Origin of the sequence: Simplicispira sp. (assembly GCF_028687295.1) — a bacterium.
Lineage (GTDB): Bacteria > Pseudomonadota > Gammaproteobacteria > Burkholderiales > Burkholderiaceae_C > Simplicispira > Simplicispira metamorpha.
This window is the reverse complement of record NZ_JAQUAL010000006.1, coordinates 1-15,770: the sequence shown is the minus strand read 5'-3', so window position 1 is coordinate 15,770 and position 15,770 is coordinate 1. Positions and strand designations below refer to the sequence as shown.

The window sequence follows — 15,770 nt, the reverse complement described above, 5'->3', positions numbered from 1 at the left end:
CTACGCGTCGGGGTCAAACAAGGACTGCCGGGCGGCAATGAGACTGGCATGCGTGGCTTGCGGCTGGCAGCGCTCTTGCAACGAGCAGCCTTTGCAGCGCCTGCCCGCCTGCGCACCCGCCAGGGGCGGTGGCAATTGCCCGCTGGTCAGCATGTGCCGAACGGCCTTGGCTGTTTGTGCTACGTCGACCCGCAATTGCGCCGTAATGGGCACGATCCGGCGGCGCTTGGAACTGGCGTAGTACAGCGCACCTTCATGCACGGGTTTGCCGGTCATGGCCTCCAGGCACAGGGCTTGTCCGGCCAGTTGGAGGTCGTCGCACGCGGCGATATCGGCAGCTTTGTTGCGGCTGCCGTGTTTGTATTCGACGGGGTAGGGCACACCACCGGCCAGAAACTCGACCACGTCTGCTTTGCCAATCAGCCCCAGCACGTCGTGCCACAGCGGCAAGGCGCGCTCCACACGCACGCCCTTCGCTGTGTCAACGCCAGGCAGGTCGGCCTTGGTATGCACCGCCTGCCCGCGCAGGGTGTGGAGGTTGTCATCAAACACCTGCTCCAGGTGGATCAGGCCGCACTGGCGCGGGCAGTATTGCCAGTGCTGCAAGGCAGACAGGGCGATGGGTTCGGGCTCTGCTGCGGGTGGTGCAGTCTGCATGGGCTTTACGGCTTTTTCGGCGCCTTGATGGCTTTGACGGGCGTGGCCGTCTTTGCTGCCTTGGGTGCTTTGGGTACCGCCGATGGCAGGTAGTTGTCTCCCGTCACCACGGATTGGCCCGTTTGGCTCTCCAGCTGCGTGCGGGCCTGGCGGGCGATGCGACCACCTGCCTGGGCGGCATTTTTGTTTTCTGCCATGCCGGTGGCGTTTTGGCGCTCGGCAATCTGGCGGGTGGAGAGTTCGGCCAGGGCGGTGAAGATGAGTTCGGCCTCGCTCATGTGGTCGCGCAGGTTGTGGCTGGTGAGGCCTTTGGCTTCCTTGTGTTCAGCCACGCTCAGGCCCGACCATTCCTGGTGGATGAGGTTGGTGAGGATGGCGAACTCGCGCCCTTTCTCGATGCCGTGCTCGCCCCAGTAGTCGGTGAGCTTGTTGCGCGTTTCCTGGCCGGTCATGCGCTGCTGGATCCACTTGTCGCTGCGGCCTTGCTGCTGCCAGGTTTGGCGCGCGCGATCCAGCGCTTGGGCTGGGTCGGCCATTTCTTGCATGCGCTCGTACCCCACCTTGGCCAGCCACAGCTTGATGGGTTCGGCCTTGGGGCTGGGGACGGATTGCACGATGCGCAGCAGGCTCTGGGCAGTGGCGCAGTCGGTCAGGCGTTGCTTGCCATCCGCAGCGGGTAATTTCAACTGTCGACAAAATGTCGACAGTTCAGCACCATCCTCTGCTTTGACGCGCTGCTTCATCTTGAACCAGTAGTCACGGGCGTTTTCGCTATTGGTCAGCACCTGCACGATGTCGATGACCGAGAACCACCAGGTATCGGTGGTCTCGTCGTACACGCGGCGGATGGCCTGGCCGTCGAATTGGGTGGGCAGGATTTTCATGGCCGCCCTTGGTCAGCAAAGCCGGGTCAAGGTCACGCCTGCTGCGGGCTGCACCGATTGCCCTACCGCCAGGCTTTGGCCGTCGAACGCTACCGAGTACGCATCAAAGCTGCGCGCCACGGCGCCGGCCTCCTTGGGCTGCACTTGCAGGCGCTCAAACAAAGCGTGCGCCGGGGCGTTGCCCAGTTCGCTGTCGTGCTGGAACACATACAGCCCGCGCGTGGACATTTCGCCGCGTGCGGCAGAGCGGTCGTGCTCGAACATTTGGCCCAGCGCCTGCCACAGCAGCTCCAAGTCGTCTTGACCAAAGCCGGTTTGCTTGGCCAGGAAGGACGAGACAAAGCCATGGGCCACATACACGCCATAGGGAACGGTGTGCTTGCGGCCCATGGTGCGGTTGTCGCCTTGCTGCTTTTCTGCCTCGGCCTCGGTGGCTACGGCCATGCGGGTGATGGAGTGCTCCAGCGCCACGATGGGCTCCACCGACCGCGCAAAGGTGAACTGCACCGGGCCGCGCACCTGGCCGCAGTTCACCCCGGTGGACATGACGGCGCCAAAGGTGCGCACGTCAAAAAAGTTCTGGCACATCCATTGGCGCGCCAGGGCCACTTCGTCGGCGCTGCCTTTGCGCTTTTCTTTGGCGGGTTTCTTCTTTTTGGCGTCGGTTGCTTCGTTTTCTGTAGCTGCTTGCGCTTGTTCATCCGGCGTTACGGCCAGATTCAATGCGGAATAGGCGCGCTGGTTCTGGTGGTTCAGGATGGCTTTTTCGCGCACGTAGATTTCAAAGCGTTTTTCACCGTCCACCGGGGCGCGTTCGTCTTGCTCTTTGACCAGCCCGACAAAGTTGCGCACTTTGCGCTTGAGCGACACATCGGTGATCAGCCCGTGGCCGGATTCGGCGTCCAGGCGCGGCATATTGCCCGCGTCGGGGTCGCCGTTGGGGTTGCCGTCTTTGACATCCATGATCAGCACAAAGTCGTAACGATGGGCGAGGGGTTGGGCGGGGCTCATGCGGTGGTTCCTTCCGTGTCGGTGGCGGGGTGGGGGGCGTCGTCGGTTTTCTTGCTGAAGAAGTCTTGCCGCTGGTGGTAGTAGCCCAGCGCAAAACGCCCTTGGTCGGGCAGGGGCAAGTGCTTGGGAAAGTCGGTGACCGGGCCGAGCACTTCGCCCAGCAGCTTCTCAAACTGGGCGGTGCGCCCGGCAGAGAGTTTTTTCAGGTGGGCGTTTTTCAGGCGCAGCAAGGTGGTGAACACCGCCACCGGCGTGCTGGAGGCTGCACCGTAATAGCGGTCGCGGATGGTGGCGTTCAGCCCAGGGCTGGCTTCTTCCTGGATTTTTTCCAGCACCGCAAAGAGCCGCCCCAGGCGGTAGGCCGGGTGGGGGTTGCTGAGGTCAAGCATGGGCAAAAACTCCTTTTCAAGTAAGTGCGGTGGCGCAGAAAGGTTGGCTCGGCGTATCTGTCGATTGAGACTGGCTTTAATGACTGCCGCCCTGGCATACGGAACGTTTTGTGCATGCGCGCCTTGCTGGATTTTCTTGGCCTGTTCTGCTCGGCACCTGCCCACTGCGGCGTTCAGCCACATCGCTGGATAGGGGGCGTTTTCACCGGCAAAAATGGCATCCACGATGGCACCACCCAAATTAGGCGGGAGGCGGTCTATGTCGCCAAAAGGCTGGCTGCTGGTGGCGAGGCAAACCGTTTGCAGCAAGCGTTTCAAACTGGGGTACTGCGCATCGTGCGGGCCACGCACCAATGCCAAGTCTTCGAAATGCTGGGCTATGCGCTGGCCCAACTCCCGCAAAGTCACGCAATGAAAAAAGCGGACGCTGATACGCGCTGCGTTCGGCGCCAGGCCCAGCACGTAAAAGCGCAGGTGCTCGTCAGACTGTCCCCACTTGCCGCTGTGTACGGCTTGCAGCAGGGCCTGCACGGCGCGGGTGCTTGCGTCAGGGTTGTCGGTAAAGATGTCGCCAAAAATGCTCTCGAATGGGTCTTGCCTTTCGGCCCAGAACACGGTGGAGGCATCGCCCACCTGCATGCGCTGGGGCGAGTCTTTGCGCAGCAGGTGGTTCAGCGCCGTGGTGTAGGCAAAGGCGGCGGCTCGGCTGACTGGGGCGTTTTCCCCCTGGCGCTCGGTTTTGCCGTAGGACTCGAAGGCACGCGCGTTGAAGGAGACGATGTTTTTGAGTGCCATGGCACCGGGTTTGTCCCACACACCTTTGATGGCGGTGTGCAAACGCTCCACTGGAGCCTGCTCGCCTGTCACCAGGCACATGGCCTGCGGTGCGTCGTCTGCACCAGCAGTGTGGAGCGCCGCCTGCACCACAGCGGGGCGCTGGCATACCAAGTCCAGATCGCCGTGCAGACGAAAACTCAATACCGGGTTGGTTGCCAGCACATCGCCCCACCCGGGCTGGCACTCCAATCGCTCCGTATTCGCACTTTGCAGAAATTTCAGTACCGCGATGATTCCCGCGTCCTGTAAAGCCGTGGTGGAAAGCGCCTGAATTTTTGCCACAAACGACGCTTGCATTTGTTTCAAACGTTCGCGGTATTCGCTCTCTTTGTCCTTGAGTTTGCTTTCTTCCAGTTTCTTGGTGTCTGGTACGCCCAGCACGTATTCGGCGTTGTCCCATAGAAGGTTGGCGGCTACGCCGGAAGTTTTTTTGATGCCCATCGGCACCTTGAAAACACGGGCCACTTTTTTCTTATCTTGTATTTCGCGGGTGTCGCGCAATTGCAGCAGCTCACCCTCGGCGCTGATCTCCAGAATGAACGGAATTTCCTTCTGCTCCAGGCCAAACACAGGCAGGCGCTGCGCCGGATCGGGGTCATCGCACTTGCGGCGGTAGTAGTCGCTCAGGGCTTGCAAAATCATCCGCGTGTCTCCTCGAACGGTGGCACCTGAATCACACCTTGCTCCATGCGTGCATTGAAAAAGCGCGGCTGCGGGTTGGCGGGGTCAGAAAAATCCAGGTCGTGCAGCATCCAGCCCAGTTCGCGGGTATCGCCAATCGGCGTGGCCGGGGGCGTGTCGGCGGTGACCAGGCGAAAGTCGGCGGCAAACTCGCGACAGCCCAAATAGGGCTGGTTCACGCACTGGCCTTTGCGGGCGCGACGGGTGAACATTTCGGTGTATTTGGCCAAGGGCTCGGTGCAGCCCGGGGCCAAGGCCAAGTCGGCGTGGATACGGTAGGCCACATCGCGCAAAAAGTAGCCTGCGCGCTGCTGGCGTTCGTCTTCGATATACAGACCCAGCGTGCCGCTGCCCGCCGCCATGGCCTGCTGCACATTGCGCGTGGACACCACGGCGCTGACTTCATTGCGCCGCAGGTTGATCCAGCGGATGGGCCGCAGCACCTCAATGCGCTGCACGCGCCAGCGGATGGCGGGTTTCCACAAAATGGACTCAAACACGGCACGGGCGGCGGAGGGCGTCATCACGTCATACGAGACACGCTCGACCTTCATTTCAGGGCGGGTAAAGCAGGCGAAGGGGCCTGCAACTTCGAGGGAAAAGCGAAACAGCATGGGACTCCTTTACGAGACAAAACCGCTGGGGTGGTAGAGGTCGGCATCGCCTACCAAGCCCAGAATGTCACTGTACAAATTATCAGCATTGGCCAGCACGTACAGCCCCGGCACGGGTAACGAGAGATCGCCTTGCGCCAGCATCTTGTCTGCCTCACGTTTCTGGATACTTACGGTGTAGCGTTGCAATTTGCGCATCAGCCAGCGCTGTGGGCCTTGGGCAGCCAGGATGGCCAGCCATTTTTCGATCTCGTCGCGTTTCAGTGCGTAGCGCACTACCACGGTGGCGGTGTCCTGGTCGTCAATCAAACGGAAGGCATCCGCAGCAGTACGAAACTGCACCGCCAGCGTGCGAGGCTCCACCTTGAGTTGGGCCACGATGCCGTGGCGATCTAACTCCACCGAGTGGTAGAACTCTTTGAAATAGCGGTCAAACAAGCACCTTGCCAGTGGGTCGTGTGCTTGTCCGTGCAAGGTGGTAATGCAGGCATCAGCCCCTTTGCGCAGGTAACCCATGGGAGGGCGCTCGGGCGGTACAAACACCACCACCCGCCCCAGGCCCTCCAAACGCCCTTCGCGGTTGCAGCGGCCTGCGGCTTGGGCGATGGAATCGAGCCCGGCCAGCGCGCGATACACCACCGGGAAATCCATGTCCACGCCCGCCTCCACCAGTTGCGTGCTGACCACGCGCAGGGGGCGGTTGTCGCGCCCCTCCCGCTTGGCTTGCAGGCGCTGTTTGATCTCGGTAACCACATCCTTGCGATGGGCACCGCACATCAGTGCTGACAGGTGCAGCGTGCCTTCGGGCATCAGGCGCTGCAACTTGCGCGCGGCTTTGCGGGTGTTGACGATGGCCAGCACGCAATCCTCGGCACTGAGCTGCGCGGCCACATCGGCCCAGGCCGTGGGCGTCGTCCAGTCGGGTGGCAGCTCGACATGAACGCGCTTCAAGGCGGCAAACAAGGCATCGGAGTTATCGATGATCTCGCGCACGTTGGTGAGGCCGCGCAAGTTTTTGCTGGCGTCAAAGTAGGTGGTGCTGTTCAGCGCTGGCTGCGTGGCGGTGCACAGCACCACCGTGACGCCGTAGTGCGCTACCAGCAGGTTGAGCACGTCCAGAATGGGCTGCAAAAAGCCGGGTGGCAATTGCTGCGCTTCGTCCAGCACGATGACGCTGCCCACGAGGTTGTGCAGCTTGCGGCAGCGCGAGGTTTTGGCGGCAAACAGCGATTCGAACAGCTGCACGTTGGTGGTGACGACCAGCGGTGCATCCCAGTTTTCGCAGGCCAGGCGGCTGCGGGCGGTTTCGTCTTTCTCGGCGGCGTCAAACTGGCTTTGGTGCTCGATCAGCACCTCGTCGCCCAGGGCCTTGAACACGTTGCGGAACACGTCGGCCGTCTGCTCGATGATGCTGGTGTAGGGGATGGCGTAGATGATGCGGCGATGGCCGTGTGCCTGGGCGTGCTCCAGCGCAAATGCCAAGCTGGAGAGTGTCTTGCCACCGCCCGTGGGCACGGTGAGCGAGAAAAATCCCGCAGGCAATGCGGCTTGGGCGCGGCATTGGCGCAAGACATCGGCACGCAAGCGGTTGACCAGGGTGTCGGCCACGGGCAGCGCGGCCATGTGGGCATCCAAGGCCAGCCGCATCTGCGCCAGCGTGGGAAAGCCTTCGCGGCGTGCGGGCTTATCCGCATCGAAGTGCGCTTCAGTGTCCAGAAAGTCGGCATCCACCAGGCACGAGAACAGCATGCGTACCCACAGGGCAAAGCCCGCCGGGCCACCCGGAATGCGCGCCACCAAATCGCCATGCGCCAATACATCGGCGGGCGGCTGGGCGGCCAGGGCATCAGCCAGCTCTTGCTGGGCATCGCTGCTTTGCAGCCGCTCTTTCAGCCCACCATCCCAATCGTCCAGCCCGGCGTGGTGGCCTGCAATCAGGTAGGCCAAGATGTGGCCATACGGGCGGTTCGGCTGGTTCAGCTGCTGAATGGCCCACAGCGCCCCGGCGGCCGAGTGGGTTTTCTCGCGCCCGCCTACTTTGCCTTCGATGTGCGCGTTCTCGCCATCGGCCAGGCGCACATAGCGTTGAAACCCGGGCCGGTATTTGCCCAGGTCGTGCCACAGGCCCGCCAGATAGGCCCAGCGCCGCGCGGGTTCTGCACTGTCAAAAGCTTGAGAAAACTTTGCTGCCAACGCGGCAACTGTGTGCAAATGCGCGACCAGCAAGTGCCCGCCCGAATGGGCCAATGGTTCTGACATGGCATGTATTCCAAAAGTGGATGGATGGGCCTCAGCTTAGCTAACGAGCCTCCCCGCTCTCGCTGGCGAGGATCCGCTGTTACACGCCCCCGCTACAGCCCTTGCCAGTCCAGACTGGCGTGGCGTTTTACTATTTTTTTGATAGCTTGTAGCGCCCACCACGTAAGCGCCAGGGCCTGTTTTGGCCTAAAAGCCACCCCGCCGCAGCGCTGCCCCTGTGCCACACTCTCGCCCCTATGAGTTCTACAGAGTGGGCACTAGCGGCCTTGCAGGCGTTTGATGCGGTGGTGCAGGCTGGCGGCGGCCTGCGCGACCGCCCCGGCCAGCGGCTGATGGCCGAGCGGGTGGCGCACACTTTCAGCCACGCTGACCTGGGCAAACCCGACGACGAGGGCGCCGTGCCCACGCGCGCCATTGCCGTCATCCAAGCGGGCACGGGTGTGGGCAAATCGCTGGCCTATTGCGCTCCGGCCATTGCGGTGGCATTGGCGCGCGGCACGCGGGTGCTGATCTCCACCGCCACCGTGGCGCTGCAAGAGCAACTGGTCAACAAAGACCTGCCTGCGCTGGCGGCGCAGATGCCCCAGCCGTTCAAGTTTGCGCTGGCCAAAGGGCGCGGGCGCTATGTCTGCAAGCTCAAACTGGAGCGGCTGGCGGGCACCGGCGAGGCCTACGGCGAAGACGACGACCTGTTCCCCGAAGAAGCCGCCGCCGCCCGCCCGCGCCACGAAACCGAGGCGCGCATGCAGTTCTACGCCAGCATGGCGCAGGCACTGGCCCAGGGCGGCTGGGACGGCGACCGCGACACGCTGGACGTGCCGCCCGAGCCCGAAGTCTGGAGCCCCGTGGCCGCCGAGACCCACTCCTGCACCGGCAAGCACTGCCCGCTGTTTGGCAGCTGCACCTACTTCGACAAGCGCAAAGAGCTGGTGGGCGCGCAGGTCATCGTGGCCAACCACGATCTGCTGCTGTCGTCTTTGGGCGCGCGCGTGCTGCCCGAGCTGGACAACAGCCTGCTGGTGCTCGATGAAGCCCACCACCTGCCCGCCACCGCGCTCGACCAATTCGCGTGCAGCATGGATTTGTCGCGCCTGACCTGGATCGACCGCCTGGCCAGCCACGGCCTGCGCATTGGCCAGCTGGTGGAAGTGAGCGAGGTGGCCGACATCCCACGCCACGCCGCCCAGCTGCGCCAGGGCCTGCAAGACCTGGCCCGGCTGGTGATGGACGTGTACGGCGAGGCCCTGCGCAACCCGCCCCCCGCCTGGGGCCAGGCCCGCACGCGAGCGCCTGATGCGCGCAACCCGGTGCGCGTGCGCGTGCCTGGCGGCGCCCTGCCCGAGGCGCTGACCGCACCGCTGGCCAACCTGGCGCACCACGCCGCAGGCTTTCTGGAATGCCTGCGCGCCATCAGCAAAGCGCTCAAGGCCGAAATGCGCGACAAACCCGACGAGGCGCGGCGCCTGTCCACGCTGTACGCGCAAATCGGCATGCTGGCGCCGCGCCTGGAGGCGGTGTACGACACCACGCAACTGCTGCTGCAAGACACCCCCCTGCCCGAGGAGGGCGCAGAGGCCACCGATGCCCCGCGCACCATCCCCAACGCCAAATGGTTCACGCTGGAGATGGACGGCGAGCTGATTGCCCTCAAGGCCCACGCCAGCCCCATCCTGCCCGGCGCCACGCTGCGCCGCCACCTGTGGAGCGCGGTGCGCGGCGCAGTGCTGACCTCGGCCACGCTCACCAGCTGCGGCAGCTTTGATTTTTTTCTGCGCGAATCGGGCCTGCACGGCGACGAGGCGGCCAGCACCCTCGAAGTCCACAGCCCCTTCGACTACGCCGCCCAGGGCACGCTGGTGGCTGCCGAAACCCGCGCCGACCCCAAAGACGCGGCCCACTTCACCGCCGAGATGGTCGATGCGCTGATGCTGGACTTGGCGCTGGTGGACTACGGCGCGCTGGTGCTGTTCACCTCGCGCGAGCAACTGCGCCAGGCGGTGGACGCCCTGCCCACCGACATGCGCGCCCTGGTGCTGGTGCAAACCGCGCTGCCGCGCACCCAGCTGCTGGCGCGCCACCGCGAGCGTGTGGCGCAAGGCCAGCCGTCCATCATTTTTGGCATGCAGTCGTTTGGCGAAGGGCTGGACTTGCCCGGGCGCCTGTGCGAATCGGTGTTCATCACCAAACTGCCTTTTGCGCCGCCCGACGACCCGGTGGGCGAAACCCGCGCCGAGTGGCTGCGCGCCGTGGGGCGCGATCCGTTCAGCGAGCTGGTGGTGCCCGCCACCGCGATGCGCCTGGCACAGTGGGCTGGCCGCGCCATCCGCACCGAAGAAGACCAGGCCCATGTCTATTGCTATGACCGGCGCCTCACACGCACCCACTACGGCCAGCGCCTGCTCAAGGGCCTGCCGCCGTTCACGCTGGTGCGGCGCGGGGCGCAGGGACAATAGCGGCCTTGGCGCTACGCCCTACTGAAAGCATCCCATGCCCCACACCATCCCCGCCTGCCCGCAATGCGGCCTGGAGAACACCTACCCCGATGGCGAGAACTACGTCTGCCCCGACTGCGCCCATGAGTGGCCGCAGGCTGGCGCCGCTGCCGACGATGCCGCCAGCGATGGCGCTGGCCAGGGCGCCGTCAAAGACGCCAACGGCAACCTGCTGCAAGACGGCGATGCGGTCATCCTGGTCAAAGACCTGAAGGTCAAAGGCTCGTCGTCGGTGCTGAAAAAGGGCACCAAGATCAAAAGCATCCGCTTGGTCGATGGTGCCGATGGCCACAACGTGGACTGCAAAACCGACCTGGGCAGCATGCTGCTCAAATCCGAGTTCTTGAAAAAAGCGTAATCCCTGGCCAATCCAAGGCCCGGTGCCCGGTTCCCGCAGTGCTGATCGGGCGCAGAGCTACATCAAAAAAGTGAGCTGCTGGCGCCCGCTGCATCAGCGCTGGAGGCCAAAAACAGTCTCCATTTTGCCGGCGCCGCAGTGCCGTGGACTGTGGGAGATACCGCACAACACGCCACGCTGCGCGCCCACGCGCTATGGGTGGGGGCAGGCCTAGAGTGGATAGCTCCATCACCCCGGAGCTACCATGAAAAACACCGCCCCCCAAGACCGCCAGGAACCCGGCAAGCACAAGGTGGAAAACGACCACAACCGCCAGGGCGAGCAAGCACCGACGCAAAAAAACGAAGCTCGCCGCACCCCCGAGAGTCGCAGTGACCGCACCGACCACATCGGCAGCGACAACCAGTCGCAGTCGCGCAAGCGCGGCCCGACCGAGCCGTAGTGCGCTGGCGCGATCCTGCAAACATCCGGGTTCTTTTTTAGGATAGCGGCAGGCCGTGCGGACTGCGGGCCGGGCGCTGGAAACCAGCGTATCCGGTCTGGCCTGCATGGTCGGCTTTATCGACAAGGACCCACCATGGACGGCAACGCAACCCCCTCTGCCACCAACGCACTGGTGCACACCGAGCCCCCGGGCAGCTTTGAGTACGTGGACTTCCGCCACGCTGGAACGCTGCACCATTACCGGCTGTATGTGCCCCCAGCCGCTACGCCACAGCAGCCCATGGCGCTGGTGCTGATGCTGCACGGCTGCACCCAAAACCCCGACGACTTTGCCATCGGCACCGGCATGAACCTGGCAGCAGCGCAGGCCAACGCCCTGGTGCTGTACCCGGCCCAGCCGCGCAGCGCCAACGTCAACGCCTGCTGGAACTGGTTTGAACCGCACCACCAGCGCCGGGGCATGGGCGAACCCGCCCTGCTGGTGGCCATGGTGCGCGACGTGGCGCAACGCCACAGCGTGGATGCGCAGCGGGTGTACGCGGCCGGGCTGTCAGCAGGCGGTGCCATGGCAGCGGTGCTGGGGCGTGAATACCCCGATGTGTTCGCTGCCGTGGGCGTGCACTCGGGCTTGCAGGCCGGTGCGGCCCACAACCTGACGGCAGCCCTGTCGGCCATGCGCACGGGCACCCGGCCCACTGTGGTGCCCGCGCACGCCGCCCCGAACCCGGCCTCGTACCCCCCGCTGATCGTGTTCCATGGCGATGCCGACACCATCGTTCATGCCAAAAACAGCGAGCACCTGGTGGATGCCGCCTTGCAGGCCCTGGCCGGTAGCCCCGCCAGGGTGCAGCGCCAAAGCATTCCGGGCCAGTCGGTGGCAGGCCAGCGCTACACCCGCACGGTGTACCACCACCGCAGGGCCGGCAGGGTCAGCCCCGGTGCCGATACCGACGTCGATGCCGATGTGGTGGCCGAGCACTGGGTGCTGCACGGCGCAGGCCATGCGTGGTCGGGCGGCCATGCCACAGGCAGCCACACGGACCCGCGCGGCATCAGTGCGACGCAAGAGATGCTGCGCTTCTTTCTGGCACATCCCAAAACAGCCGGGCACTGAAAACACCGCTGGCGGGCAGCTACCATGCAACCATGTTGGATGCCCGCAGGAGAACCCCCATGAAACCGCTCGTACCCGTCTTTTGTCAGGCGCTGGTGTGCCTGGCCAGTGCTGTGGCGCCTGCGCTGGCGCCTGCACAGCCTGCTGCGCCCGCCGCCCTGGCTGCGCCAGAGGCTGAAGCAACAGATGCCGCTGCGATATCGGCGGACGCCACCGCAGCCGCTGTGCCTGTCAAGGCGCAGTGGGTGTTGTCTGCCGATGGCGCTTACGCCATCGACCAGCGCGCCCACCTGGCCTGGCCGCGCTGCGTCCACGGCATGCGCTGGAACGGCCGCACCTGCACCGGCCAGCCGCTGCTGCTGACCTACACCGAAGCGGCTGCGCTGGCCACCGCGCGCTGGAAGGCCGAGGGAGTGCGCTGGCGCTTGCCACGCGTCAATGAGCTGCGCCGCCTGGTGAACAAGCGTGCCGATCCGCCCGGCCTGGACCCCGAGCTGTTCCCCAACGCGCCGCAAGACTGGCATTGGACGGGCACGGCCAACATCAAGACCTTCTCGGTCAATGCCTATAAATACGACAACGTCCAGCAGGGCAACAGTGACCGCAGCGCCAACCAGATGGCCTTTACGCAGGGCTGGGCGGTGGACTTGTCCAGCGGCGAGGCGCGCGGCGACATCGCCAAGAGCGAGTTGCTGCCCGTACGCCTGGTGCGGCCACGCCCCTGAAGCGTTTTCTTTCGATTGCCCCTTGCTGCCTATGTCTCCCATCGCCGTCATCGACTTTGAAACCACCGGCATCTCGCCCGATCAGGGGGCGCGCGCCACCGAGGTGGCCATCGTGCTGCTCGAAGGGGGCCGGGTGGTAGACCGCTTCCAGAGCCTGATGAATGCGGGCACTTGGGTGCCGCCCTTCATCACGCAGCTCACGGGCATCACCAACGCCATGGTGCAAGCCGCGCCTGCGGCGGCCAGTGTGATGGCGGAGGCCGCGCGCTTTGTGGGCAGCGCGCCCATGGTGGCGCACAACGCGGCGTTTGACCGCAAGTTCTGGCAGGCCGAGCTGGCACTGGCCGGTCTGCCCGCAGCGCAGCCCTTTGCCTGCACCGTGCTGCTATCGCGCCGCCTGTACCCGCAGGCGCCCAACCACCAGCTGGGCGTGCTGGTCGATTACCACGGCCTGCCGCGCACCGGCCAGGCCCACCGCGCGCTGGCCGATGCCGAAATGGCCGCCGCGCTGCTGGCGCGCATGCAGCACGACCTGCGCACCCGCTGGGGCGTGGCCGCCCCCGACCACGATCTGCTAGTGCAGTTGCAGCGCTGCACCAAAGCGGCGGTGCCCACGTTGCTGGCCCAGCTGGCCGCTGCTGCGCAGCCGTAGCGCCCCAGCACCGTCAAAGGGCGTGGGCTAACACCGCACCCCCCACAGCGCTGCCCAGCACCACCAGCCAGGGCGGCCATTTCCAGAACATCAGCGCCACCCAGGCCACCAAGGCCAGGCCAAAGTCTGGCGGCGTGTGGATGGCGCTGGTCCACACCGGCTGGTACAGCGCTGCCAGCAGCAGCCCCACCACCGCCGCGTTGGTGCCCGCCAGCGCCGCTTGCGTGCGGGTGTGGCCGCGCAGGCGCTCCCAGAACGGCAAGGCACCCAGCACCAGCAAAAAAGAGGGCGCAAAAATGGCCAGCAGGGCCACCACCCCCCCCAGCCAGCCCGTGGGCGGCTGCTGCATCGCCGCGCCCAGAAACGCCGCAAAAGTAAACAACGGGCCGGGCACAGCCTGCACGGCGCCGTAACCGGCCAGAAAGGCATCGTTGCCCACCCAGCCCGTCGGCACCACCTCGGCTTGCAGCAGCGGCAGCACCACATGGCCGCCACCAAACACCAGGGCGCCTGCGCGGTAGAAGGCATCGACCAAGGCCAGCGTCTGGTGGGCCGATGCGCCAGCCCACAGCGGCAACCCGATCAGCAGCGCAAAAAACAGCGCCAGCCAGAACGCGCCCGCCCGTGGCCCGATGGCCATGGGCAACGGGTCATGCGCCTGTCCGGGCGGTGGCTTGCACCAGCGCAGGCCCACCGCCGCCGCCAGGGCCATCACCCCCACCTGCACCCACACCGACGGCACCAGCAGCACCGCGCAGGTGGCGGCCACCATGGTGGTGATGCGCGGCACATCGGGGCACAGGTTGCGTGCCATGCCCCATACGGCCTGCGCCACCACCGCCACCGCCACCACCTTCAGGCCGTGCAGCACACCCGTGGGCAAGGCATCGCCGTAATAGGTGATGCCCTGCGCAAACAACATCAGCACCACCGCCGACGGCAGCGTAAAACCCGCCCACGCCGCCAAGGCCCCCGCGTAGCCAGAGCGCGACAGCCCCAGGGCGATGCCCACCTGGCTGCTGGCAGGCCCTGGCAGAAACTGGCACAGGGCCACCAGGTCGGCATAGCTGCGCTCGGTGAGCCACTGACGCCGCACCACCAACTCCTGGCGGAAGTAGCCCAGGTGGGCTATCGGCCCCCCAAACGAGGTCAGGCCCAGGCGCAGAAAAATCCAGAAAACAGCCCAGGGGCTGCGGTCAGTCTGGGGGGTATCGGTCATGCAGGCAGGCGGCGTGGTGGCAAGGGGGCCATCATCATCGAATTGCGCTACCCTTTTGCCATGCGATCACTCCATACCCTGGCCCTGTCATCCGCATTGGTGTGGTGGCTGGCGGGCTGTAGCACCCCGCCAGCGCCGCGCGCACCGACTGCACCGCCGCCGGCCTCGCGCCTGACGGACGAGATGGCCCACGACATCGCCATCCACGCCCTGGGGCTGGTGGGCACGCCCTACCGCTACGGCGGCAACACCCCCGACAGCGGCTTCGATTGCAGCGGACTGATCGGCTACGTGTACCGCGCCCGGGTGTCGGTGGCGCCGCCGCGCACCGTGGCGCAGCTCAGCGGCTGGGGCCAGCCGGTGGCGGGCGAGCAGCTGCGCACGGGCGATCTGGTGGTATTCGGCAAGGGCCGCGCGCCCCACCATGCAGGCATTTATGTGGGCGAAGGGCGCTTTGTCCACGCCCCGTCCACGGGTGGCACCGTGCGGCTGGACCGGCTCAACGCACACTACTGGTCAGCGCAGACCGTGGCGTTTCGCAGGCCCTGAAAAAACCAATCAAAAGTGCCTCCAGCCCTTGCATGACAAGCGCTATTAGCTCACTTTTTCATAGTGTCACAGAATTGATGTAACCGTGGTTTGCCGCCACAACCTGCGGTGTAGGATAAATACCCCCTGAGAACGCCCACGGCGTAGGCACCATTGCCTTGGTGCTGCGTCGGTGGTTCTTTTTTCAACCGACCCCAGCGATGGATCCATGCAAGCGTTCTGGTTTCTTTCCTACCGAATCAGCGCCTGTCCGCTGTGGCACAGAGCAGGCCCATGACCGCACCCGTGCAGCCCGGTAACGCCGAAGCCCAGCGCCTGGCTGTGCTGCAGTCGCACGCCATCATGGACACCGCGCCCGAAGAGGCCTTTGACCAGCTGGCCCGTCTGGCTGCGCAGGTGTGCGCCGTGCCGATGGCGCTGGTCAACTTCGTCGATGCCCGTCGCCAGTGGTTCAAGGCGGCAGTGGGCGTGGCCATGCCCCAGACCGACCGCGCCGTGGCCTTTTGCACGCACTGGCTCGATGGCCGGCGCGAGGTGGTCGAGGTGCCCGATGCGCGCCAGCACCCGCTCTTCAAAGACAACCCGCTGGTGCTGGGGCCACCGCACATCCGTTTTTATGCCTGCGCGCCGCTGGTCACCCCCGACGGTTTTGCCCTGGGCACGCTGGTGGTGATGGACACCCAGCCACGCACCCTGGACGTCGCCCAGCGCAGCGCCCTGCAAAGCCTGGCCAGCCAGGCCATGGCGCAACTGCAACTGCGCCGCCAGCACGAGGCGCTGCGCCTGAGCGAAGAGCGCTTTCACCTGGTGGCTGACGCCACCGCCGATACGGTGTGGGACTGGGACGTGCGCAGCGGCAACATCTGGTGGAGCGGCTCGTTCAGG

General features: G+C 65.2%; 15 protein-coding genes. 8 read left to right on the top strand and 7 right to left on the bottom strand.

The features are described from left to right. The 6 genes from cas4 to PHX69_RS01465 are packed head-to-tail and all read right to left on the bottom strand — an operon-like array spanning nucleotide 1 to nucleotide 7,332. The gene (gene cas4, locus PHX69_RS01490) at nucleotides 1-657 is read right to left on the bottom strand and encodes a CRISPR-associated protein Cas4 (RefSeq protein WP_288042027.1); all 657 of its coding nucleotides are present in this window, start codon (nucleotides 655-657) and stop codon (nucleotides 1-3) included. Between the two features lie 5 nt (nucleotides 658-662). Then, nucleotides 663-1,541, bottom strand: a complete 879-nt coding sequence (locus tag PHX69_RS01485) for a BRO family protein (protein ID WP_288042026.1) — start codon at nucleotides 1,539-1,541, stop codon at nucleotides 663-665. A 12-nt stretch (nucleotides 1,542-1,553) separates the two neighbouring features. Next, a complete protein-coding gene (cas7c, locus tag PHX69_RS01480; RefSeq protein WP_288042024.1) occupies nucleotides 1,554-2,552 on the bottom strand; it encodes a type I-C CRISPR-associated protein Cas7/Csd2 in 999 nt (332 codons plus the stop codon). Further along, the gene (cas8c, locus tag PHX69_RS01475) at nucleotides 2,549-4,420 is read right to left on the bottom strand and encodes a type I-C CRISPR-associated protein Cas8c/Csd1 (RefSeq protein WP_288042022.1); all 1,872 of its coding nucleotides are present in this window, start codon (nucleotides 4,418-4,420) and stop codon (nucleotides 2,549-2,551) included. Before cas8c ends, cas7c begins: the two co-directional genes overlap by 4 nt. Further along, nucleotides 4,417-5,073 carry a type I-C CRISPR-associated protein Cas5c gene (gene cas5c / locus PHX69_RS01470; protein ID WP_502958455.1) on the bottom strand — a complete coding sequence of 219 codons (657 nt, stop codon included), beginning with the start codon at nucleotides 5,071-5,073 and terminating at the stop codon, nucleotides 4,417-4,419. The genes cas8c and cas5c overlap by 4 nt, the downstream gene beginning before the upstream one ends. Nucleotides 5,074-5,082: 9 nt before the next feature. After that, the gene (locus tag PHX69_RS01465) at nucleotides 5,083-7,332 is read right to left on the bottom strand and encodes a CRISPR-associated endonuclease Cas3'' (RefSeq protein ID WP_288042021.1); all 2,250 of its coding nucleotides are present in this window, start codon (nucleotides 7,330-7,332) and stop codon (nucleotides 5,083-5,085) included. A gap of 236 nt (nucleotides 7,333-7,568) precedes the next feature. Here PHX69_RS01465 and dinG point away from each other — a divergent pair, with 236 nt between their 5' ends. The 6 genes from dinG (at nucleotide 7,569) to PHX69_RS01435 (ending at nucleotide 13,117) form a co-directional block, all read left to right on the top strand. Beyond that, the gene (dinG, locus tag PHX69_RS01460; protein ID WP_288042020.1) at nucleotides 7,569-9,785 is read left to right on the top strand and encodes an ATP-dependent DNA helicase DinG; all 2,217 of its coding nucleotides are present in this window, start codon (nucleotides 7,569-7,571) and stop codon (nucleotides 9,783-9,785) included. 34 nt (nucleotides 9,786-9,819) lie between these two features. After that, complete coding sequence (locus PHX69_RS01455; RefSeq protein WP_119012170.1) at nucleotides 9,820-10,182, top strand: zinc ribbon domain-containing protein YjdM; 363 nt, start codon at nucleotides 9,820-9,822, stop codon at nucleotides 10,180-10,182. A gap of 244 nt (nucleotides 10,183-10,426) precedes the next feature. Then, nucleotides 10,427-10,624 (top strand): hypothetical protein, encoded by a 198-nt coding sequence (locus tag PHX69_RS01450; RefSeq protein ID WP_119012169.1) that lies wholly within the window; start codon nucleotides 10,427-10,429, stop codon nucleotides 10,622-10,624. A 135-nt stretch (nucleotides 10,625-10,759) separates the two neighbouring features. Beyond that, the gene (locus PHX69_RS01445) at nucleotides 10,760-11,740 is read left to right on the top strand and encodes an extracellular catalytic domain type 1 short-chain-length polyhydroxyalkanoate depolymerase (RefSeq protein WP_288042018.1); all 981 of its coding nucleotides are present in this window, start codon (nucleotides 10,760-10,762) and stop codon (nucleotides 11,738-11,740) included. Nucleotides 11,741-11,799: 59 nt separating this feature from the next. Continuing rightward, nucleotides 11,800-12,465: an Lcl C-terminal domain-containing protein gene (locus PHX69_RS01440; RefSeq protein WP_288042016.1), complete on the top strand. Its 666-nt coding sequence runs from the start codon at nucleotides 11,800-11,802 to the stop codon at nucleotides 12,463-12,465. A 31-nt stretch (nucleotides 12,466-12,496) separates the two neighbouring features. Beyond that, nucleotides 12,497-13,117 (top strand): 3'-5' exonuclease, encoded by a 621-nt coding sequence (locus PHX69_RS01435; RefSeq protein WP_193552665.1) that lies wholly within the window; start codon nucleotides 12,497-12,499, stop codon nucleotides 13,115-13,117. A gap of 13 nt (nucleotides 13,118-13,130) precedes the next feature. On the opposite strand, the gene chrA is transcribed toward PHX69_RS01435, so the two are convergent. Next, nucleotides 13,131-14,336, bottom strand: a complete 1,206-nt coding sequence (gene chrA, locus PHX69_RS01430; protein WP_288042013.1) for a chromate efflux transporter — start codon at nucleotides 14,334-14,336, stop codon at nucleotides 13,131-13,133. A gap of 60 nt (nucleotides 14,337-14,396) precedes the next feature. On the opposite strand from chrA, the gene PHX69_RS01425 reads away from it, so the two are divergent. Continuing rightward, nucleotides 14,397-14,885: a C40 family peptidase gene (locus PHX69_RS01425; RefSeq protein WP_288042012.1), complete on the top strand. Its 489-nt coding sequence runs from the start codon at nucleotides 14,397-14,399 to the stop codon at nucleotides 14,883-14,885. Between the two features lie 273 nt (nucleotides 14,886-15,158). After that, the coding region (locus PHX69_RS01420) for a GAF domain-containing protein (protein ID WP_288042009.1) at nucleotides 15,159-15,770 on the top strand (612 nt) is incomplete at its 3' end.

Coding starts and splice junctions, on each gene's coding strand:
- cas7c (WP_288042024.1), bottom strand. CDS start 2,552: ATGAGCCCCGCCCAACCCCTCGCCCATCGTTACGACTTTGTGCTGATC.
- dinG (WP_288042020.1), top strand. CDS start 7,569: ATGAGTTCTACAGAGTGGGCACTAGCGGCCTTGCAGGCGTTTGATGCG.
- PHX69_RS01465 (WP_288042021.1), bottom strand. CDS start 7,332: ATGTCAGAACCATTGGCCCATTCGGGCGGGCACTTGCTGGTCGCGCAT.
- PHX69_RS01425 (WP_288042012.1), top strand. CDS start 14,397: ATGCGATCACTCCATACCCTGGCCCTGTCATCCGCATTGGTGTGGTGG.
- PHX69_RS01435 (WP_193552665.1), top strand. CDS start 12,497: ATGTCTCCCATCGCCGTCATCGACTTTGAAACCACCGGCATCTCGCCC.
- cas5c (WP_502958455.1), bottom strand. CDS start 5,073: ATGCTGTTTCGCTTTTCCCTCGAAGTTGCAGGCCCCTTCGCCTGCTTT.
- cas8c (WP_288042022.1), bottom strand. CDS start 4,420: ATGATTTTGCAAGCCCTGAGCGACTACTACCGCCGCAAGTGCGATGAC.
- PHX69_RS01455 (WP_119012170.1), top strand. CDS start 9,820: ATGCCCCACACCATCCCCGCCTGCCCGCAATGCGGCCTGGAGAACACC.
- PHX69_RS01450 (WP_119012169.1), top strand. CDS start 10,427: ATGAAAAACACCGCCCCCCAAGACCGCCAGGAACCCGGCAAGCACAAG.
- PHX69_RS01440 (WP_288042016.1), top strand. CDS start 11,800: ATGAAACCGCTCGTACCCGTCTTTTGTCAGGCGCTGGTGTGCCTGGCC.
- PHX69_RS01445 (WP_288042018.1), top strand. CDS start 10,760: ATGGACGGCAACGCAACCCCCTCTGCCACCAACGCACTGGTGCACACC.
- chrA (WP_288042013.1), bottom strand. CDS start 14,336: ATGACCGATACCCCCCAGACTGACCGCAGCCCCTGGGCTGTTTTCTGG.
- PHX69_RS01485 (WP_288042026.1), bottom strand. CDS start 1,541: ATGAAAATCCTGCCCACCCAATTCGACGGCCAGGCCATCCGCCGCGTG.
- cas4 (WP_288042027.1), bottom strand. CDS start 657: ATGCAGACTGCACCACCCGCAGCAGAGCCCGAACCCATCGCCCTGTCT.